This is a genomic window from Zoogloea dura, from assembly GCF_012927165.1.
Lineage (GTDB): Bacteria > Pseudomonadota > Gammaproteobacteria > Burkholderiales > Rhodocyclaceae > Zoogloea > Zoogloea dura.
In genome coordinates, this window is sequence record NZ_JABBGA010000014.1 from 107055 (window position 1) to 127420 (window position 20366).

Here is a 20366-nt window from a genome sequence, read left to right on the forward strand (position 1 = left end):
TATTCAATATGACTATTCTGATAGTAGATTTGGCTGTGTCTCTCGTCAAGCCGGATGAGTGAATCCTCCCTGGGCTGGCTTGAGGACCCTTCAACTGAGTCCCTCCCGTTTTCGTACCATCCTTTTTCATGCTCCTGTCTATTGACTCACTAACATCGTAGTGATGTAATCGCTAACATATTAGTGAGAGCACTCCGGTTCATCACGCACACAGAGGAGAGACGAGACATGAAAACCACAATCAAGCTGTTCGCCGTGGCAGGCACCCTGGCGGCGTCCGTATCGGTCCAGGCCCAGGAAGTGACCTTCAAGATCGCCCACTTCCTGCCCTCCGCCGCCCCCACCCAGCAGCGCGTGCTGCAGCCCTGGTGCGATGAGCTGAAGAAGGATTCCGGCGGCCGCATCGCCTGCCAGTTCTTCCCTGCCATGCAGCTGGGCGGCACCCCGGCGCAGCTGGCCGACCAGGTCAAGAACGGCGTGGCCGACGTGGTATGGACCGGCCCGGGCTACTCCGCCGGGCGCTTCCCGGCCATCGAGGCCTTCGAGCTGCCCTTCATGGTCACGGACTCCACCAGCTCCAGCAAGGCGCTGTGGAAGTTCTACCAGCAGCACGCCCAGCAGGAATTCGCGGCCTACAAGGTGCTGGCCTTTCATACCGACGGCGGCCAGGCCGTGCATACCTCCAAGAAGGCGGTCACCGGTCTGACCGGCTTCACCGGCATGAAGCTGCGCACCTCCACCCGGGTTGGCGCCAGGACCCTGGCCGCCCTCGGCGGCTCGCCGGTAGCCATGCCGCCGGCCCAGGTGACCGAGGCCATCGCCAAGGGGGTGGTGGACGGCTCGCTCGGCGCCTGGGAGCTGGTCTTCCCGACCAAGCTTTCCGAGGTCACCAAGTTCCATGCCCAGCCGGCGATGGGGGTCGCCTATCCCACCGCCACCGTGCTCACGGTGCTGATGAACAAGCAGAAGTACGACGCCCTGCCGGCCGACCTCAAGGCCGTCGTCGACAAGCACAGCGGCGAAGCTCTGGTGGCCAGGTTCGGTGCGGTGTTCGACGACGAGGCCGCCAAGGCCCGCAAGAAGGTGGCCGAGATCGGCAACCAGGTCACCACCTTCAGTGCCGTCGAAGTGGCCGCGATGAAGCGCGCCACCGCCGGGGTGGAGGAGGAGTGGGCCAAGCAGGTCGGCGACAAGGGCCTGGATGGCAAGAAGCTGATCTCCGCCGCCCGCGAGCTGACCGGCACCAACAAGTAAGCGGCCCGGCGAGGAGGCAAGAATCATGCATGATCCCATGGGGCTTCCCCACGAGCTGGTGGAGCACGACCCGGTCGAACACTGGCTGATCCTGGCCGGCAAGGCGATGGCGGTGTCGGGCGGGGTGCTCTTCATTGCACTCATCGGCATGTCGCTGGTGTCCATCGTCGGGCGCAAGCTCGGCTTTGGCTCGGTGAATGGCGACATCGAACTGATGCAGGCCGGTACGGCCGTGGCGGCCACGGCCTTCCTGCCCTACTGCACCCTGCTGGGCGAGCACATCAAGGTGGATTTCTTCACCGAAGGCATGCGCGACTCCCTCAAGCGGCCCATCGATGGCGTCACCGAGATCCTCCTCGCCGTCATCGCCTGGACGCTGGCCTGGCGCACGATACTGGCCGCCATCTCGGCCCACGAGTCCCAGGAGGTCACCACCCTGGTGTCCCTGCCGGTGTGGATCCCCACCGCGCTACTGGTGCCCGGGCTGGTGCTGATGGGCGTCTGCGCCCTGTACCGGGCCTACGCCTCCTTCCATCCGAGCAAGAAGCTTCCCGGAGCACACAAATGAGCGGTACCACCATCGGCCTCGTCGGCTTTGGCTGCCTGCTGTCCATGCTGGCCATCCGGGTGCACATCGCCATGGCGATGTTCGTCACCGGGGCGGGCATCTACATGGTCATGAACCACGGAGAAACCTCGGGCCTGCTGTACACCCTCAACAACCTGGTGTATGCGCGGGTGTCCAACTACGACCTGGCGGTCATCCCGCTGTTCATCCTGATGGGGCAGTTCGCCACCCACGGCGGCCTGTCGAAGGCCTTGTTCAAGGCGGCTGGCACCCTCATCGGGCACTGGCGTGGCGGTCTCGCGATGGCTTCCACGGCGGCCTGCGCGGCCTTCGGGGCGATCTGCGGCTCGTCCCTGGCCACCGCCGCCACCATGGGCCAGGTGGCCCTGCCAGAGTTGCGCAGCCATGGTTATTCCGGCCGCCTGGCCACCGCCACCCTGGCGGCCAGCGGCACCCTGGGCATCCTCATCCCGCCCTCGGTGCCCCTGGTGATCTACGCGGTGCTGACCCAGGAATCCATCGGCAAGCTCTTTGTGGCGGCCGTGGTGCCGGGCATCATCGCCGCGCTGGGCTACCTGTTGGTCATCGCCCTGATCGTCCGCAAGGACCCCAAGGCGGGTCCCGCTGGCAAGAAGGTGCCCTTCGCCGAGATGGTCCGCGCCCAGATCAACATCATTCCGGTGCTGCTGGTCTTCCTGGTGGTGATCGTCGGCATCTACGGCGGCTGGGCCAACCCCACCGAGGCGGCCTCCATCGGCGCTGCGGCCTGCGGCGTGATCGCGGTGGTCTCCGGCGGTCTGCGCACCCGGGGCTTCCTCGACAGCATCTACGGCACGGCCCACGCCACCGGCATGATCTTCATGGTGCTGATCGGCGCCGACCTGCTCAACTCCAGCCTGGCCCTGTCGCAGATGCCCGGCGAGCTGGCCGCCTGGGTGCGCGACAGCGGCATGCCGCCGCTGCTGGTGCTGGGCTCCATCCTGGTGATCTACATCCTGCTCGGCTGCGTGATGGACTCGCTGGCGATGATCCTGCTGACCATCCCCATCTTCTATCCGATGATCATGGGCCTGGACTTCTTCGGCATGAGCCCGGAAGACAAGTCGGTGTGGTTCGGCATCCTGGCCCTGATGGTGGTGGAGATCGGGCTGGTCCACCCGCCGGTGGGGATGAACCTCTACGTCATCAACAAGCTCGCCAAGGATGTACCGATGAAGGAAACCGCGCTCGGTGTGATGCCCTTCCTGGCTTCCGACTTCCTGCGCATCATCGCCCTGGTCTTCCTGCCGGGCATGTGCCTGGGGCTGGTGCACTTCCTGGGCTGAGCGTCCGGATACAGCTCGGCAGGCCGGCCGTCGCCCTTCGGGGCGCAGCCGGCTTTTTCCATGCATGGGCGGCCTCGGGTAGGATGCATGGATTCGCCGCCGGCTGTCCGTCAAGAGATGCCGCGCATGCATGGAGAGGAGGAGAGCCGCCATGATCATCGATTCCCGTAGTCAGCCCGCTCCGCCGGGGGCCGTCCTGCCGTTCACCCCGGGGGGGCACCTCGTCACGTCACCCGGCGCCTGGCTTGATGCGGTCAGCCAGGGCTTCCTGCCGCTCGAGGTCGAACCGGCCCACGGGCGGGATTTCTGGGGGCGCATCGATAGCCGCGATCTGGGCAGCACGCGCCTGGCCCTGGTCAGCAGTCAGGCCCATGCGGTGCGACGTACCGATGCACAGGCCGAAAGCTCCGAGCAGAACCATCTCAAGGCCTTGTGGCTGACCGGAGGGCGCTGCGAGGTGGAGCAGGGGGGCAACCGCTCGGTGCTGGACGCCGGGCAATGGGCGGTCTATGAAACGGGGCGCCCCTACACCATCCGCTTTGCCGACGACTCCCGTTTTGCGGTGGCGCTGCTGCCCATCGAGGTGTGCGCCGACTGGTGCGCCTTCGGCCAGCAGCTGTGCGCGCGGGCCTTCGAGGCCGATCCGGCGTCCCGGGCGGCCTTCCATACCCTGCTGTCCACCTTCGAATCGGTCTGTGCGGCGGGTGAGGCCGGTTTCGATGCGGTGGGGCGGGCGATGGCCATGCTGCTGTCCGACTCCCTGACCGCCCGGGCCGGCGCCCTGCAGCCCCTCGACCGTGCCGACCGGCGGCTGCGGGATGTCCGGCGGATCGTGGCGGCGCGCCTGGATGATCCGGCCCTCGGCCCCCGTGAGCTGGCCGAGGCCATGCACCTGTCCCTGCGTTCGGTCTACGCCTTGTTCCGCCAGCTTGGCACCACGCCGGCGGGCTACATCCAGGATGCCCGGCTTGATCGCTGCAAGGCCGAGCTGGCCGATCCAGCGCGGCGCCGGCGCAGCATCACCGAGATCGCCCTGGCCCACGGCTTCGGCGACAGCGCCCACTTCAGCCGCCTGTTCAAGGCCCGCTTCGGCGAAACCCCCAGCGCCTGGCGCCAGCGCGCCGGCTGAGAGGCGGGCTCCGGCAGGCCGGCCCACCGGAGTGCACTCTCGTCCTGGCATGTGTGCACTGGGGATCAAGCCCGGGCCTGGTCGGCCGCGCACACTGGCGGCCTACGCCCGGATGAGCCGGGGGTCTTTGCGAATCCCGCCGACAGGAGTCTCCCCATGCAGACCTTCAACATGATCATCGACGGTGCCCCGGTGCAGTCCGGCCGCCTCATCGAAGTCGTCAACCCGGCCACTGGCCAACCCTTCGCCAGCGTCGCCGCCGGTGACGCCAGCCACGTGGACCAGGCCGTGGCCGCCGCCCGGGCCGCCTTCCCGGCCTGGAGCGCCCTGTCCGACGCCAATCGGCGGGCATACGTGATGCAGCTGGCCGACCTCCTGGAGGCCAACATGCCCGAGTTCATGGCGCTGGTCACCCAGGAGACCGGCAAGCCCATGGGCGGCCTCAACAACGTCGGCTCCGGCATGGAGGTGGGCGGCGCCATCGCGTGGACCCGGGTCACCGCCAGCCTCGACATCCCGGTGGACGTAATCCAGGACAACGCCGATGCGCGCATCGAAGTGCATCGCAAGCCGCTGGGCGTGGTGGGCTCCATCACCCCCTGGAACTGGCCGCTGATGATCTGCATCTGGCACGTCATGCCAGCCCTGCGGGCGGGCAACACCGTGGTGCTCAAGCCGGCCTCCCTGACCCCGGTGGCGACCCTGCGCTTCGTCGAGCTGGCCAACAGCGTGCTGCCGAAGGGCGTGCTCAACGTGGTCACCGGCGACGCCGACGTCGGCACCGCCATGTCCGGCCACCCGGGCATCGCCAAGATGGTGTTCACCGGCTCCACTCCCACCGGCCGCCACATCATGCGCAACGCCGCCGCCACCCTGAAGCGGCTGACCCTCGAGCTGGGCGGCAACGACGCCGGCATCGTGCTGCCCGACGCCGACCCGAAGACGGTGGCGCCCAAGCTCTTCGGCGTGGCCTTCCACAACAACGGGCAGACCTGCGCCTGCCTCAAGCGCCTCTACGTGCCCGACGCCCTCTACGAAGAGCTGTGCGCCGAGCTGGCCCGCCTGGCCGGCGAAGTGAAGGTGGGCAACGGCCTCGACCCTGCCACCCAGCTCGGCCCCATCCAGAACCCGGCCCAGCGCAAGCTCGTGGCGGCGCTGGTGGACGATGCCCGGGAGAAGGGCGCCCGCATCCTCGCCGGCGGCCATGCGCTGGAGGGCGACGGCTATTTCTACGCCCCGACCATCATCGCCGACGCCCGCGCCGGCATGCGCGTGGTGGACGAGGAGCAGTTCGGCCCGGCGCTGCCGGTGATCCGCTACGCCGACCTGGAGGACGCCATCGCCCAGGCCAACGCCAGCGACAACGGCCTTGGCGGCTCCATCTGGTCGCCGGATACCGCCCGCGCCGCGGCCCTGGCCCTGCGCCTGGAATGCGGCAGCGTGTGGATCAACGAACACGGCGCCGTCCAGCCCGATGCGCCCTTTGGCGGCGTCAAGCAGTCCGGCGTCGGCGTCGAGTTCGGTCTTTACGGCCTGGAGGAGTACCTGTCCCTGCAGACGGTGAAGATCATGAAGGGCTGAGCCTTACGCTCATTGGATCGTCTTTCCCTGTGCCGGGGTGCCTCCCGGACATTTGCCCGGCCGTCGATGGATGGCCGGGTTTTTTTATTTTGGGAAGGTACTGGAAACTACTCTTGCGCATTGAGCCCGTTCTGGGAGAATCCAGGTTCGGAAATTACCCTTGATTCCCGATCATCAAATAAAAATGGAGCCCCGGGGGTTGGTGATGCGCAATCATATTCAGACCCGAGATTTCGATCTGGCCGTTGATGCGGTCCGCGAGGTCTATTGTCCTCACCAATTACGTCTCGGGCGGCGAGCGTCGGGACTGAATACCTGTCTTTCCGTCACGGGGGCGGATAACTGGCCCGTGGTGCAATTACGCTACGGCGCCGAGGTCAAGGTGGACGCGGGCAATTTCCGCGATCTCTTCCTGGTCATGCGGGGCCGCTCCGGCGCGGCCCGGGTCCGCCAGGGCCTGGCGGAAGCCACCTGGGGGGCGGGGCAGACCATGGTGGTGTCGGCCAACCTGGCCACCACCTTCGATTTCGATGCGGAGTTCTCCCAGACCAGCCTGCGCTTCGACCGGGAACGCCTGGAAAGCCTGTGCAGCCGCTGGCTCGGGCGGCCCCTGGAGGACGATCTGCGCTTCGATCTGGCGCCTTTCCCGGCTCATCTCGAAGCCACCTGGAGCGCCCTGCTGCAGCTCATCGAGAGCGGCTCCGAGGCCTTGCCGGCCCCCGCCGCGGCGTCGCTCGAGGAGTTCGTGCTCACCACCGTGTTGCGCGGCGTACCCCACAACTTCAGCACCGAACTCGAGCGCCCGCAGGCGCGACTGCCCTCGCGCCTGATCCGCCGGGCCGAGGAATTCGTGCGTGAAAGCCTGGCCGGCGGGCAATTCGGGCCGGCGGGATTTTCTATTTCCGAAATGGCCGCCCATCTGGGCGTGGGCGTGCGCACCCTGGAGATCGCATTCCAGGAATGGTGCGGCATGACCCCCTCGGCTTATTTGCGGGAATTGCGCCTGAAGAGGGTGAGGGAATTCCTGCAGAAAGCCGGCGAGGGCGATTCGGTGACCGATATCGCCCTTGCCAACGGCTTTTTCCATCTGGGCCGATTTTCCCGCTATTACCGCGAGCGTTTCGGCGAAAGTCCCTCCGCGACGCTCATCAATGCCCAGCGGGCGCGTCGCGGCGGGAGCAGGTAAAGACGGCGTCAGGCCTTGAGGATCTCGGCCATCCGCTCGCCGATCAGCACGCAGGGGGCCATGGTGTTGCCGGTGGTCACCCGCGGCATGATCGAGCCGTCTGCGATGCGCAGCCCCTCGATGCCATAGACCTTCAGTTTCGCATCGACCACCGACATGCTGTCGCGGCCCATCTTGGCCGTGCAGGTCTGGTGGAAGTAGGACACCGCCCCGTTGCGGATGAATTCGTCCAGCTCCTTGCCCTTGATCGGGCCCGGCATCACCTCCCGCTTCACAAAGGGCTTCATGGCCGCCGAGTTGCCCAGCTCGCGGCAGATCTCCACGCCCCGGCGCAGGGCCTTCAGGTCGTCCGGGTGCTGCAGGGTGTTGGCGTGGATCTCGACCATGGCCTTCGGGTCGGCGGAGGTGAGGCGCAGGAAACCGCGGCTCTTGGGGCGCACGATGCCCGGGTTGATCACCCAGGCGCCGGGCGCCGCATTTTTTGCGTGGACCTCCGAGGCATAGGGCACCTCGATCTGGAATGGCTGCAGATCGGGCGTGTCGAGGCTCGGGTCGCTCTTCCAGAAGAAGGTCGCCTCGGCGGAGTTGTTGCGGGCGGCGATGGGTTCCCGCGGCTCCCACATGCAGGCGCCGATCATGGTGTGGTCCTGGAAGTTCTGGCCGACACCGGGCAGGTGCATCACCGTGGCGATGCCCAGGCGCTTCAGCTCGGCGGCGTCGCCGATGCCCGACAGCATCAGGATCCGCGGCGTGTGGATGGCCCCGGTGCTGAGGATGACCTCCCGGCTGGCGCGGATCCGGCGAATCTGGCCGTCCCACTCGAACTCGACGCCGGCGGCCCGCTTGCCGTCCATGACCAGGCGGTTGACGTGGGCGCGGGTCAGCACGGTCAGGTTGGGCTGGGCCATCACCGGGTGCAGGTAGTCGGTGGGGACGTTGAGTCGCCGGTTGTCGCGCAGCCGCACGTTGGCTACCGCACAGCCGCCATCGCCTTCCATGATCGCACCGTTGTGATCGGCCACGCCGGGAATGCCGATTGATGCGGCGGCCTCGACCATGGCTGGAGCCAGCGGGCTGGGATTGGGCGCCGGCTGGATGTAGAGCAAGCCGCCCTTGCCGCGGCGGGCGGGGTCGGGCACGCCCTGCCAGTCCTCGATGCGCTTGTAGATCTCGAGCGCATGGGCATAGCCCCATGAGGCGTCGCCGGCTTCGCGGGCCCACATCTCGAAGTCGTTCTTGTGGCCGCGGGCCCAGATCATCGCGTTGATGCTGGAGCCGCCGCCCAGGGCCTTGCCCATCGGGGACAGGATGGTCCGGTTGTTGATGCCCTCGAAGGGCTGGACCTTGTAGCCCCAGTCGAAGGGGCCGCCGATGTTGGTGTACCACACCGATGGGTTGAGGATGCTCGGCGCGTCGTCGGTGCCGCCGGCCTCCAGCAGCAGCACCTTCACGTCCGGGTTTTCGGCCAGGCGCCGGGCCACCACCGACCCGGACGAGCCGGCGCCGCAGACGATGTAGTCGTAGCTGCCGCGCAAGGCCTCGCGCAGGGCCTTCTGGTTGTCGGCGATGGCGAAGGCCTGGTCCACCTTGAGGCTGGCGGCGGCGAGGCCGAGGCCCAGGGCGGTGGCCTGGCGGATGAAGCCACGGCGGTCCACCCGGCCGCTCATGGCCAGGGCTTCGAGCCGGTCGAGGCGGTCGCCGGCCTCGAGGGAGGGGGGAATGTTCTTGTCGGTCATGGGTGTCTCCTTCCTGTTTCTGGGTGGAATGCAACGCGCCGGCAGGGGCGTGCCGGGAGGAGTGTCGGCCAGCGTCCATCCACCCGGATATCCGTAATCCGAATCGCTGTCCGCATCACGAATCGCCTTGTTCGCCTGGCGCAGCTGGTTGCGGATAGCGGATAGGCGCGCGGACTTCGGATAGCTCGTTGGCGGGGGCGCCACCACCATCCGCCGAACCCCGACCCAGCGGGGCCCACCACCCAGAACGAGGAGATCCCCATCATGAGTACTGCCCAAGACCTGGCGCTACAGAGCCGCTACGGAGCTTTCATCGACAACGTCTTCCAGCCGGTGGCCGGCGAGGTCTTCCCGGCCGTCGGCGCCGCCACCGGCGAGCATCTGGCCGACATCGCCCGCTGCGGCGCGGTCGAAGTGGATGCCGCGGTGCAGGCCGCCCGGCGCGCCCTGCCGGGCTGGAAAGCGCTGCAGCCCGAAGAGCGGTCCGCCATGCTGCTGGCCCTGGCCGATTCGCTGGCCGCCGACGCCGACCGCCTGGCCCGGGTCGATGCCGTGGATATCGGCCGGCGCCTGTGGGAAACGTCGAAGGACCACGCCATCGCCGTCGCCCAGTACCGCTACTTCGCCGCCGCGGTGGTCACCCACGAGGGCTTCGGTCGGCCCATCCCCAACGGCTACCTGGTGGCCAAGCGCGAGCCCTATGGCGTGTGCGGCCTGATCATCCCGTGGAACGTGCCGGCCATCATGGCCGCCTTCAAGATCGCCCCGGCCGTCGCGGCGGGTAATACCGTGGTGCTCAAGCCGGACGAGAACGCCTCCCTGAGCACCCTGGAACTGTGCCGGCACGTGGCGAAGATCTTCCCGCCGGGCGTCATCAACGTGGTACCCGGCCACGGCGATGAAGCTGGCGCCGCCCTGACCGCCCACCCGGACGTGGCCAAGCTGTCCTTCACCGGCAGCCCGGAGGTGGGGCGCATCATCGCCGCCGCCGGCGCCCGGCGACTGGTACCGGCCTCCCTGGAACTGGGTGGCAAGAGCCCCAACATCGTTTTCCCGGACATCGATGACCTGGACGCGGTGGTGGATAACGCCATGTTCGCCACCCTGTACTGCAACGGCCAGTCCTGCCTGGCCGGCACCCGCCTGTTCGTCCATGACGGCATCTACGACCGCTTCATCGACCGCCTGGTGGCCGGCATGGAGCGGGTCCGGGTCGGTGGGCCGCTGGCGGAGGACACCACCCTGTCCAGCCTGGTGTCGGCCGAGCAGGGGCGCCGGGTCATGGACTACATCGGGATCGGCAAGGCCGAGGGCGCCAATCTGCTGTGCGGTGGCAAGCGCGTGGCAGTGGACGGCAACGAGGCCGGCCACTTCATCGCGCCCACGGTGTTCGAGGCCAACAGCAACATGCGCATCGCCCAGGAGGAGATCTTCGGCCCGGTGCTGTCGGTGATCCGCTGGAGCGACTACGAGGACATGCTGCGCCAGGCCAATGGCGTGCGCTATGGCCTCGCCGCCGGCCTGTACACCACCAACCTGGCCCGGGCGCTGGAGACTGCCGACCGCCTGGAGGCCGGCTCGGTGTGGATCAACAGCTACTTCAACCTGGCCAGCGGCTCGCCCTTCGGTGGCTTCAAGGAAAGCGGCATCGGCAGCGAGTACTGCCGCGAGACCCTGAACATGTACACCCACCTCAAGGCCATCACCCTGCAGAACCGCCCCGGCCCGGCGTGGTTTGCCCCGGCGGCCTGACGCCATCCTCCCGGGCTGGCGTGCCGGCCCGGGATATCCCGAGAATTCCAACGGAGACAGACATGAACAAGCACTTTTCCCTGGCCGTGGCCCTGGCCTGCGCCGCCACGTCCGCCCATGCCGACGTGAAGCCCGATGCCGGCGACTACCAAGCCGCCCCGCCGGGCACCCGGCTGGCCCTGCTGTACACCCAGCACCACACCGCCGACACCCTCAACGCGGGAGGCCGCAAGGTCGCCGGCGACCTGGGGCTGACCCTCGACCTGGCCCTGCTGCGTTATGTGCATTTCACCAAGTGGGGTGACTACATCGTCGACCCGCAGATCATCGTGCCGGTGGGCCGCCAGAAGATCGGCCTGGCCGACAAGGAGACTTCGGGGATCGGTGACGTGATCTTCGGCGGCACCCTGTGGACCCTTGCCGACTTCGAAAAGGGCGAGCACCTGGGCTGGACTGTGCTGGTCACGGCGCCTACCGGCAGCGACAAGAACCAGGGCTTCGCCCTGAGCAACAACCGCTGGGCCACCGACTTCCAGGTGGGCTATGTGCGCCGGTTTGCGCCGAAGTGGTCGCTGGACGTGATCGGCGAGACCGAGTTCTACCAGGACCAGCGGGACACCGGCGCCCGCCGCGACCCGCTGCTGCAGGCCCACACCCACCTGCGCTACCACGTCTCCGACGCCACCCACCTGAGTGTGTCCTACCGCCACAGCTGGGGCGCCAAGGACACGCTGAACGGGGTGACCCTGGCCGACAACCGCAACAACGGCAACCTGACCCTGTCGGCAGCGAGCTTCCTGGCGCCCGATTGGCAGCTCATCGTGCAGTACAGCCACGACACCCAGGTCCAGGACGGCCCGGTGACGCGGGGTATCCAGACGCGGCTGCTGAAGGTGTTCTGACGTTCGAGCGCGGGGGCGGGTGCCCCCGCTGCCGCCCTGCAGGCATGGCCCCGGCGCCCCCGTGATTTCTTGGGGGGGCCGGGGCTTTTGCGTGGACCGGCGCGGGGAGAGCGGGGGCATGCCACATCGGCACTTTGCCATTTCTGGCTATTGACTTACTAATATCGTAGTGATCAAATTACTACTATGTTAGTGAATGAATCCGGTTCATGATGTGCCCCTGGGCACGCAGGACCGCAGAACTGAATTCCCGCACCCGGCCGCCGTCGCGCAGACGGCGCCGAACAGCCTAGGAGAGAGTGGTGGAAGCTCACAAGCCCGCAGTCAGCGGAGCGGTTTACGGCGTCATCCTGAACGACCGGGATAGCCTCGGACGGATGGGGGCGGCCCTGGCCGATGCGCCTTACAAGGGGGTGCCCAAGGCGCCTGTCCTTTACATCAAGCCCGCCGGCACCGTGGTGGGCAGCGGCGCCGTGGTAAGCCTGCCGGCTGGCGAGTCCGCTGTCGAGGTGGGGGCCACGCTCGGCATCGTGTTCGGCCAGGGCGCCGCGCGCCTGGCGCCGGAGGCGGTGCCCGCTGCCATTGCCGGCTACGTGGTGGTGGCCGACCTGAGCCTGCCCCATGTCAGCTATTACCGCCCGGCCATCCGCGAGAAGTGCTTCGACGGCGCCTGCCCGGTGGGCAGCCGGGTCGTGCCGGCCGCGGAGGTGGGCGACCTGGCGTCGATCAGCCTGCGCACCTATGTCGATGGCAGCCTGGTGCACACCCGCAGCCTGGCCGACCTGGTGCGCGATGTGCCGACCCTGGTGGCCGATGTGTCCGAATTCATGACCCTGCGGCGCGGCGACACCCTGCTGGTGGGTGTCACCTGGCAGGCCGCCCAGGCCCGTACCGGTTCCCGCGTGCGGGTCGAGGCCGATCGTGTGGGTTCCGTGGAATTCGAGATTGCAGCCGGGGAGGGCGCAGCATGAAGTTCGGACGCATCGCCTGGCAGGGCGCCATCCATGAAGTCACCCCGGGCAGCGACGCCAAGGTCCGCCTGGCCGATGGCCGCGAGATTGCCGAAGGGCAATTCACCTGGCTGCCGCCGGTGGAGGTGGGCACGGTGTTCGCCCTCGGCCTCAACTATGCCGACCACGCCAAAGAGCTGGCCTTCAAGGCCCCCGAGACCCCGCTGGTCTTCCTCAAGGGGCCCAATGCCATCACCGGGCACAAGGCCTTCAGCCGCCGGCCGGCCGACGCAACCTACATGCACTACGAGTGCGAGCTGGCGGTGGTGATCGGCAAGACCGGCTACCGCATCGCCAAGGAAGACGCCATGGACCACGTCGCCGGCTACAGCGTGGCCAACGACTACGCCATCCGCGACTACCTGGAAAACTACTACCGGCCCAACCTGCGGGTGAAGAACCGCGACGCCTGCACGCCGCTGGGCCCCTGGCTGGTGACCCGGGACGAGATCGCCGACCCGATGAAGCTGGCCCTGAGCACCCGGGTGAATGGCAAGACCACCCAGCAGGGCACCACCGCCGACATGATCTTCGACATCCCGACCCTCATCGCCTACCTGTCGTCCTTCATGACCCTCAACCCCGGCGACGTGATCCTGACCGGCACCCCCGAGGGCCTGGCCGACGTGAAGGCCGGCGACGTGGTCGAAACCGAGATCGAGGGCGTCGGCTGCCTCATCAACACCATCGTCGATGACCAGACCTGGTCCGCCACCGCATAAGAAAGCGAGCACAGCATGATCAAACACATCATCAACGGCCAGCAGGTCGAGAGCAGCAAGACCTTCCAGACCATCAACCCGGCCACCGGCGAAGTGATCGCCGAGGTGGCCAGCGGTGGCGAAGCCGAGATCAACGCCGCCGTGGCTGCCGCCAAGGCCGCCTTCCCGGGCTGGGCCGCCACTCCGGTCAAGGAGCGCGCCCGCCTGGTGCGCAAGCTGGGCGACCTGATCGCAGCCAACGTGGCCGAGATCGCCGACCTGGAGACCGCCGACTGCGGCCAGGTCACCAACCAGACCAAGCGCGTGCTGATCCCCCGCGCCTCGGACAACTTCTACTACTTCGCCGAGCTGATCCAGCACATGCACGGCGAGACCTACGACTCCGACACCGGCCACCTCAACTACACCCTGTGGCAGCCGGTGGGCGTGTGCGCGCTGATCTCCCCGTGGAACGTGCCCTTCATGACCGCCACCTGGAAGACCGCGCCCTGCCTGGCCTTCGGCAACACGGCGGTGATGAAGATGTCCGAGCTGTCGCCCCTCACCGCCCACCGCCTCGGCGAGCTGGCCCTCGAGGCCGGCATCCCGCCGGGCGTCTTCAACGTGGTGCAGGGCTTCGGCGACACCGCCGGCGAGCCGCTGGTGTCGCACCCGGACGTGCGCTCGATCTCCTTCACCGGCTCCACCGCCACCGGCAACCGCATCGTCAAGGCCGCCGGCCTGAAGAAGTTCTCGATGGAGCTGGGCGGCAAGTCGCCCTTCATCATCTTCGATGACGCCGACTACGAGCGCGCCCTCGACGCGGCCATCTTCATGATCTTCTCGAACAACGGCGAGCGCTGCACCGCCGGCTCGCGGATCATCGTGCAGGCCGGCATCTACGACAAATTCGTCGCCGACTTCGCCGCCCGCGCCGCCCGCCTCACCGTCGGCGACCCGATGGACCCGAACACCGTGATCGGCCCGATGATCTCCAAGGGCCACCAGGACAAGGTCAATTACTACATCGAGCTGGGCAAGCAGGAGGGCGCCGAGGTGGTCTTCGGCGGCGGCACCCCGGTGGTCGGTGAGCGCTTCAAGAACGGCTTCTGGGTCCAGCCCACCGTCTTTGCCAACGTGGACAACAAGATGCGCATCGCCCAGGAGGAGATCTTCGGCCCGGTGCCCTGCATCATCCGCTTCAAGACCGAGGAAGAGGCCGTGGCCATCGCCAACGACACCATCTACGGCCTGTCGTCCTACCTGTGGACCAACAACACCGGCCGCGCCATCCGCCTGGCCAAGGCCATCGAATCGGGCATGACCTTCGTCAACAGCCAGAACGTCCGCGACCTGCGCCAGCCCTTCGGCGGCAGCAAGGCCTCGGGCACCGGCCGGGAAGGCAATCACTACAGCTACGAGGTGTTCTGCGAAGCCAAGAACATTGCCGTGTCCTACGGTGAGCACCACATCCCGCGCTGGGGCGTCTGACCGAAACCCAGGGGGCCAGGGCAGGCGCACGAGAACCCGCCCGGCACCCGTCTCCGGCAGAGAGCCGTCCCTAAGCCTTAGCGGACCCACCCACACCACCGGAATTTGAAGGAGAACACCATGGGCACACTCGCCCTCGCCGCCAAGATCACCCACGTGCCGTCCATGTACCTGTCGGAGATGGAAGGCGAACACAAGGGCTGCCGTCAGGCCGCCATCGACGGCCATATCGAGATCGGCCGCCGCTGCCGCGAGCTGGGCGTGGACACCATCGTGGTGTTCGACACCCACTGGCTGGTCAACTCGGGCTACCACGTCAATTGCGCGCCGAAGTTCGAGGGCGTCTACACCAGCAACGAGCTGCCCCACTTCATCAAGAACCTGCCCTTCGCCTACGACGGCAACCCGGCCCTCGGCCACCTGCTGGCCGATGCCGCCACGGCCGCCGGCGTGCGCACCCGTGCCCACTCCGACACCAGCCTCGCGCCCGAGTACGGCACCCTGGTGCCAATGCGCTACATGAACGCCGACCGCCACTTCAAGGTGGTGTCGGTGTCGGCCCTGTGCACGGTGCACAACCTCGACGACTCGGTCCGCCTGGGGGCCGCCATGGCCAAGGCCGTCAAGGAGCAGTACGACGGCAAGGTGGCCTTCCTGGCCTCCGGCTCGCTGTCCCACCGTTTTGCGCAGAACGGCGTGTCCGAGCAGTTCCTGCACAAGATGTGGAGCCCCTTCCTCGAGACCGTCGATCACACCGTGGTCGAGATGTGGAAGAACGGTGACTGGCAGACCTTCTGCGCCATGCTCCCCGAGTACGCCGACAAGTGCCACGGCGAAGGCAACATGCACGACACCGCGATGCTGCTGGGCGCCCTCGGCTGGGACGCCTACCAGGGCAAGGTCGAGGTCGTGACCCCCTTCTTCCCCAGTTCCGGCACCGGCCAGATCAACGCGATCTTCCCGGTCTGACCCCTTTCCAGGAGCCGCGCGATGCCGCACCTCATCTACGAATACACCGACAACCTGAAGGCGGAGGGGGACATCCCCGGCCTGCTGCGCAAGACCAACCAGGTCGTCCTGGCCCAGGGTGGGGTGTTCCCCATCGGCGGCATCCGCGCCCGTGCCATCTGCCTCACCGACTACTGCGTGGCCGATGGCTCGGCCGACGACGCCTTCGTGCACCTCACCTTCAAGATGGGGGCGGGGCGCACGGCCGAGGAGAAGCAGAAGGTGGGCGATGAGCTCTTCGCGATGCTGAAGGATCACTTCGCCGAACTCTTCGCCCGCCGCGGCCTGGCCCTCTCGATGGAGATCGTCGAGTTCTCCGAAGCCGGGACCTGGAAGCACAACAACATCCACGCCCGCTACAAGAAAAGCTGAGCGACGCCACAAGGAGAACCCGACATGCTGAGCCCCGACATCCACCTCGACCTGGCGCGCCAACTGCACGCCGCCGAACAGACCCGCGAGCAGATTCTCGCCCCGTCCCTGCAGCATCCGGACATCACCATCGAAGACGCCTACGCCGTCCAGAAGACCTGGATCGGGCTCAAGCTCGCCGAAGGCCGGGTCATCAAGGGCCACAAGATCGGCCTCACCTCCCGCGCCATGCAGCAGTCGTCGCAGATCGATGAGCCCGACTACGGCACCTTGCTGGACGACATGTTCTTCCACGACGGCTCCGACATCCCCGCCCGCTTCATCGCCCCGATGGTGGAGGTGGAGCTGGCCTTCGTGCTCGGCAAGCGCCTCGAGGGCACCGAGCTGACCCTGCTCGACGTGCTCTCGGCCACCGACTACGTGATCCCGGCCATCGAGATCATCGATGCCCGCTGCCACCGGGTGGACCCCACCACCAAGCGCCCGCGCAAGGTCTTCGACACCATCTCCGACAACGCCGCCAACGCCGGCATCGTGATGGGCGGCCGGCCGATCAAGCCCATGGACGTGGACCTGCGCTGGGTATCGGCGCTGCTCTACCGCAACGGCGTGATCGAGGAGACCGGCGTCGCCGCCGGGGTGCTCAACCACCCGGCCAACGGCATCGCCTGGCTGGCCCGCAAGTTCGCCCCCCACGGGGTGGCCCTGGAGGCGGGGCAGGTGATCCTCGCCGGGTCCTTCACCCGCCCGGTACCGGCCCGCCCCGGCGACACCTTCCACGCCGACTACGGCCCCCTTGGCGCCATCACCTGCCGCTTCGCCTGAGCCCCGGAGACCCGCCATGCAGATGCCCCGCAACACCTTCAAGCGCGCCCTCCAGGCCGGCGAGACCCAGATCGGCGTCTTCCTCGGCCTGTGCGACCCGTACTCCGCCGAAGTCATGGCCGGCACCGGCTTCGACTGGCTGCTGATCGACGGCGAGCACGCCCCCAACACCCCCGAGAGCGTGATGCGCCAGCTCCAGGCCATCGCCGCCTACCCGGTGCGCCCGGTGGTCCGCACCGTCGACCACGACCCCGCGCGGATCAAGCAATACCTCGACGTGGGCGTGCAGACCCTGCTGGTGCCGATGGTCGAATCGGCCGACGAGGCACGCGCCCTGGTGCGCGCCATGCGCTATCCGCCCAGCGGCATCCGCGGCGTGGGCACCGCCCTGGCCCGGGCCGCCCGCTGGAACGGGGTGGACGGCTACTTCGCCGAGTCCGACGCCGAGATGTGCCTGATCGTGCAGGTCGAGTCCCGTGCCGGCCTGGCCGCGGTGGACGAGATCCTCGCCGTGGAGGGCGTCGATGCCGTGTTCATCGGCCCGGCCGACCTGGCCGCCTCCCTCGGCCACCTGGGCAACCCGGGGCACGAGGAGGTCAAGGCAGTGATCGCCGACACCCTGGCGCGCATCCGCCAGTCCGGCAAGGCGGCCGGCGTGTTCTCGGCCGACCCGGCAGCGGCAGCGCGCTACCTCGACAGCGGCGCCTCCTTCATCGCCGTCGGCGTGGACACCCTGCTGCTGCGCAATGCCGCCGTGAAGCTGGCCGCCAGCTTCAAGGATGCCGGCGCAGGCAAGGCCGGCGCCGCTTACTGATTCTGACCAAGAATCCAAACAAGACAGCCACATCAAGGACAGCCCCATGCTCGACCTCAAGGACCCCTCCCTGCTGCGGCAGGCCTGCTACATCGACGGCCAGTGGGTCGGCGCCGACAGCGGCGAGACCTTCCCGGTGACCAACCCGGCCGGTGGCGCGGTGATCGCCCATGTGCCGCGCTGCGGCGCCGCCGAGACCGAGCGCGCCTTCCAGGCCGCCGACCGGGCCTTCGCCACCTGGCGCGAGACCACCGCCGCCGAGCGCGCGCGCATCCTGCGCCGCTGGTTCGACCTGATGCTGACCCACCAGGACGACCTGGCCCGCATCATGACCCTGGAGCAGGGCAAGCCCCTGGCCGAGGCCAAGGGCGAGATCGCCTACGCCGCGGCCTACGTCGAATGGTTCGCCGAGGAAGCACGCCGGGCCTATGGCGACGTGATTCCCTCGCCCGCCCGCGACCGCCAGATCGTCGTCACCAAGGAGCCGGTCGGCGTCTGCGCTGCCATCACTCCGTGGAACTTCCCCTCGGCGATGATCACCCGCAAGGTGGCACCGGCCCTCGCCGCCGGCTGCACCATCGTGCTAAAGCCGGCCGAGCAGACCCCCTTGTCGGCCCTCGCCCTGGCCGAGCTGGCAGCCCGCGCCGGTGTGCCGGCCGGGGTGTTCAGCGTGGTCACCGGCCGCGCCAGCGCCATCGGCGGCGTGATGACCGGCAGCCCGCTAGTGCGCAAGCTCACCTTCACCGGCTCCACCGGGGTCGGCCGCCTGCTCATGGCGCAGTGCGCCCCCACCATCAAGAAGCTGTCCCTGGAGCTGGGCGGCAACGCCCCCTTCATCGTCTTCGACGACGCCGACCTGGACGCCGCGGTGGCCGGCGCCATCGCCTCCAAGTACCGCAACGCCGGGCAGACCTGCGTGTGCAGCAACCGCTTCCTGGTGCAGGACGGCGTCTACGACCAGTTCGCCGAAAAGCTCGCCGCCGCGGTGGCCCTGCTGAAGGTGGGCGGCGGTCTGGAGGAGGGCGTGACCCAGGGCCCGCTGATCGACGAGCCGGCCATCGCCAAGGTGGAGAGCCTGGTTGAGGACGCCATCGCCAAGGGCGCCCGGGTCGTCTCCGGCGGCAAGCGCCATGCCCTCGGCGGCACCTGGTACGAACCCACCGTGCTGGCCGACGTGAGCCGCGACATGGAGGTGGCGCGGGAGGAGATCTTCGGCCCGGTGGCCCCCCTGTTCCGCTTCAAGACCGAGGACGAGGCCATCGCCATCGCCAACGACACCGAGTTCGGCCTGGCCGCCTACTTCTACTCGAAGGACCACGCCCGCGTGTGGCGCGTCTCGCGCCGCCTGGAGTACGGCATGGTCGGCATCAACACCGGCCTGATCTCCACCGAGGTGGCCCCCTTCGGCGGCGTCAAGTGCTCCGGCACCGGCCGCGAGGGCTCCAAGTACGGCCTGGATGAGTACATGGAAGTGAAGTACCTGGCCCTGGGCGGGCTGTGAGCGGCGCCCCGGCGCCGCAGGGCGGCGGGCTGATCCTGCTCCTCGGCGCCCTGGTGGCCTTCGGGCCGCTCTCCATCGACCTCTACCTGCCGGCCCTGCCGGCCATTGCGCAGGGTTTGGCGACCAGCGTGGAGGCGGTGCAGCTGAGCATCACGGTGTTTCTGGCCGGTTTCTCGGCCGGCATGCTGTTCTACGGGCCGTTGTCGGACCGCTTCGGGCGGCGCCGGGTGCTGCTCGGTGGCATCGGGCTGTTCGTGGTGGCCAGCCTGGCCTGCACCCTGGCCATGGCCATCGAGCAGTTGCTGGTCGCGCGCTTCCTGCAGGCCCTGGGTGGCGGGGCCGCCTCGGTGCTGGCCCGGGCCGTGGTGCGGGATGTGTATGCGCCGACCGAGGCCATCCGCCGCCTGTCGCTGATGGCCATGGTGACGGCGGTGGCGCCTCTGCTGGCGCCGCTGCTCGGCAGCCTGTTGCTCGATGTCTGCGGCTGGCGCGGCACCTTCGTGGCCTTGCTGGTGTGGGGCGGTCTGAGCCTTGTGGTGGTTGGCCTGCGTCTGCCGGAGACCCTGCCGGCGAGCCGCCGTGGCGGGCTGTCCCTGGGCGGAGCTTTCGCGGCCTACGGGCAGCTGCTGCGCGATCCGGTGGCCCTCGGGCTGCTGCTGGCGGGGGGCATGTCCTTCGCGGCCATGTTCGCCTACATCACGGGTGGCCCCTTCTATTTCATCGAGTTGCAGCATTTCTCGCCGATGGCGTTCAGCCTGGTCTTCGCGGCCAACGCGATTGGCATCTTCTGCGCCAATTACGTGAACAGCCGCCTGGTGCGTTCCCGGGGGCCACGCGCGATGGTTGGCGCGGGGGTGCTGCTGGGGCTGCTGGGTGCCCTGGCCCTTCTGGCCAGCAGTACTGCGGGCCATGTGCCGGCGGTGATGGCGGGGCTGTTCGTGGTGGTGTCCATGACCGGCCTGCTCGGCGCCAATTGCGTCGGGCTGCTGATGGCCCGTTATCCACAGAACAGCGGTGCCGCCGCCGCCCTCTTCGGGGCGGGGCAGTTCGGCCTGGGCATGCTGGCCAGCGCGGCGGTCAGTTATCTTCACGATCCTGCGGGCCGGGCGATGGCCTGGGTGATCCTGGCCGTCTCGCTGATGGCGGTGGCCGGGTGGTTGCTGTTCCGGTGGAAGGTTGTTCCGCCCTGAGCACGGCCCCCCGCATTTCAT

General features: G+C 68.0%; 18 protein-coding genes. 17 read left to right on the forward strand and 1 reads right to left on the reverse strand.

Features of this window, described 5'->3' with window-relative positions; all coding sequences use genetic code 11:
* The first annotated feature begins 228 nt into the window (after window positions 1–228).
* The 6 genes from HHL15_RS16635 (at window position 229) to HHL15_RS16660 (ending at window position 7043) form a co-directional block, all read left to right on the forward strand.
* Window positions 229–1254 (forward strand): TRAP transporter substrate-binding protein, encoded by a 1026-nt coding sequence (locus tag HHL15_RS16635; protein ID WP_169146915.1) that lies wholly within the window; start codon window positions 229–231, stop codon window positions 1252–1254.
* Window positions 1255–1279: 25 nt separating this feature from the next.
* Window positions 1280–1822, forward strand: coding sequence for a TRAP transporter small permease (locus tag HHL15_RS16640; protein WP_169146916.1), 543 nt, complete (start codon window positions 1280–1282; stop codon window positions 1820–1822).
* A complete protein-coding gene (locus tag HHL15_RS16645; RefSeq protein WP_169146917.1) occupies window positions 1819–3147 on the forward strand; it encodes a TRAP transporter large permease in 1329 nt (442 codons plus the stop codon). Before HHL15_RS16640 ends, HHL15_RS16645 begins: the two co-directional genes overlap by 4 nt.
* 151 nt (window positions 3148–3298) lie before the next feature.
* Complete coding sequence (locus HHL15_RS16650) at window positions 3299–4276, forward strand: helix-turn-helix domain-containing protein (protein ID WP_169146918.1); 978 nt, start codon at window positions 3299–3301, stop codon at window positions 4274–4276.
* Between the two features lie 156 nt (window positions 4277–4432).
* On the forward strand, window positions 4433–5857 hold the full coding sequence (locus tag HHL15_RS16655) for an aldehyde dehydrogenase family protein (protein WP_169146919.1): 1425 nt from the start codon (window positions 4433–4435) through the stop codon (window positions 5855–5857).
* Window positions 5858–6062: 205 nt separating this feature from the next.
* Window positions 6063–7043 (forward strand): AraC family transcriptional regulator, encoded by a 981-nt coding sequence (locus HHL15_RS16660; RefSeq protein WP_169146920.1) that lies wholly within the window; start codon window positions 6063–6065, stop codon window positions 7041–7043.
* Between the two features lie 8 nt (window positions 7044–7051).
* Here HHL15_RS16660 and HHL15_RS16665 read toward each other — a convergent pair whose 3' ends face one another.
* Window positions 7052–8779, reverse strand: coding sequence for a GMC family oxidoreductase (locus HHL15_RS16665; protein WP_169146921.1), 1728 nt, complete (start codon window positions 8777–8779; stop codon window positions 7052–7054).
* Between the two features lie 264 nt (window positions 8780–9043).
* Between HHL15_RS16665 and HHL15_RS16670 the strand changes: the two genes are divergently transcribed.
* The 11 genes from HHL15_RS16670 to HHL15_RS16720 all read left to right on the forward strand — a co-directional run bounded on the left by HHL15_RS16670 (window position 9044) and on the right by HHL15_RS16720 (window position 20345).
* Complete coding sequence (locus HHL15_RS16670; RefSeq protein ID WP_169146922.1) at window positions 9044–10531, forward strand: aldehyde dehydrogenase family protein; 1488 nt, start codon at window positions 9044–9046, stop codon at window positions 10529–10531.
* Window positions 10532–10593: 62 nt separating this feature from the next.
* Complete coding sequence (locus HHL15_RS16675) at window positions 10594–11433, forward strand: transporter (RefSeq protein WP_169146923.1); 840 nt, start codon at window positions 10594–10596, stop codon at window positions 11431–11433.
* A gap of 302 nt (window positions 11434–11735) precedes the next feature.
* A complete protein-coding gene (locus HHL15_RS16680) occupies window positions 11736–12404 on the forward strand; it encodes a fumarylacetoacetate hydrolase family protein (protein ID WP_169146924.1) in 669 nt (222 codons plus the stop codon).
* Window positions 12401–13165, forward strand: coding sequence for a fumarylacetoacetate hydrolase family protein (locus tag HHL15_RS16685; protein ID WP_169146925.1), 765 nt, complete (start codon window positions 12401–12403; stop codon window positions 13163–13165). The genes HHL15_RS16680 and HHL15_RS16685 overlap by 4 nt, the downstream gene beginning before the upstream one ends.
* Window positions 13166–13180: 15 nt before the next feature.
* Window positions 13181–14635: a 5-carboxymethyl-2-hydroxymuconate semialdehyde dehydrogenase gene (gene hpaE / locus HHL15_RS16690; RefSeq protein ID WP_169146926.1), complete on the forward strand. Its 1455-nt coding sequence runs from the start codon at window positions 13181–13183 to the stop codon at window positions 14633–14635.
* Window positions 14636–14755: 120 nt separating this feature from the next.
* Entirely contained in the window at window positions 14756–15604 is an 849-nt protein-coding gene (hpaD, locus tag HHL15_RS16695; protein WP_169146927.1) for a 3,4-dihydroxyphenylacetate 2,3-dioxygenase, read from the forward strand.
* Between the two features lie 21 nt (window positions 15605–15625).
* A complete protein-coding gene (locus HHL15_RS16700; protein ID WP_169146928.1) occupies window positions 15626–16015 on the forward strand; it encodes a 5-carboxymethyl-2-hydroxymuconate Delta-isomerase in 390 nt (129 codons plus the stop codon).
* Window positions 16016–16039: 24 nt separating this feature from the next.
* On the forward strand, window positions 16040–16840 hold the full coding sequence (gene hpaH, locus HHL15_RS16705; RefSeq protein WP_169146929.1) for a 2-oxo-hept-4-ene-1,7-dioate hydratase: 801 nt from the start codon (window positions 16040–16042) through the stop codon (window positions 16838–16840).
* A 16-nt stretch (window positions 16841–16856) separates the two neighbouring features.
* The gene (locus HHL15_RS16710) at window positions 16857–17654 is read left to right on the forward strand and encodes an aldolase/citrate lyase family protein (RefSeq protein ID WP_169146930.1); all 798 of its coding nucleotides are present in this window, start codon (window positions 16857–16859) and stop codon (window positions 17652–17654) included.
* A gap of 46 nt (window positions 17655–17700) precedes the next feature.
* Entirely contained in the window at window positions 17701–19155 is a 1455-nt protein-coding gene (locus HHL15_RS16715; RefSeq protein WP_169146931.1) for an NAD-dependent succinate-semialdehyde dehydrogenase, read from the forward strand.
* A complete protein-coding gene (locus HHL15_RS16720; RefSeq protein ID WP_169146932.1) occupies window positions 19152–20345 on the forward strand; it encodes a multidrug effflux MFS transporter in 1194 nt (397 codons plus the stop codon). The genes HHL15_RS16715 and HHL15_RS16720 overlap by 4 nt, the downstream gene beginning before the upstream one ends.
* Window positions 20346–20366 lie beyond the last annotated feature (21 nt).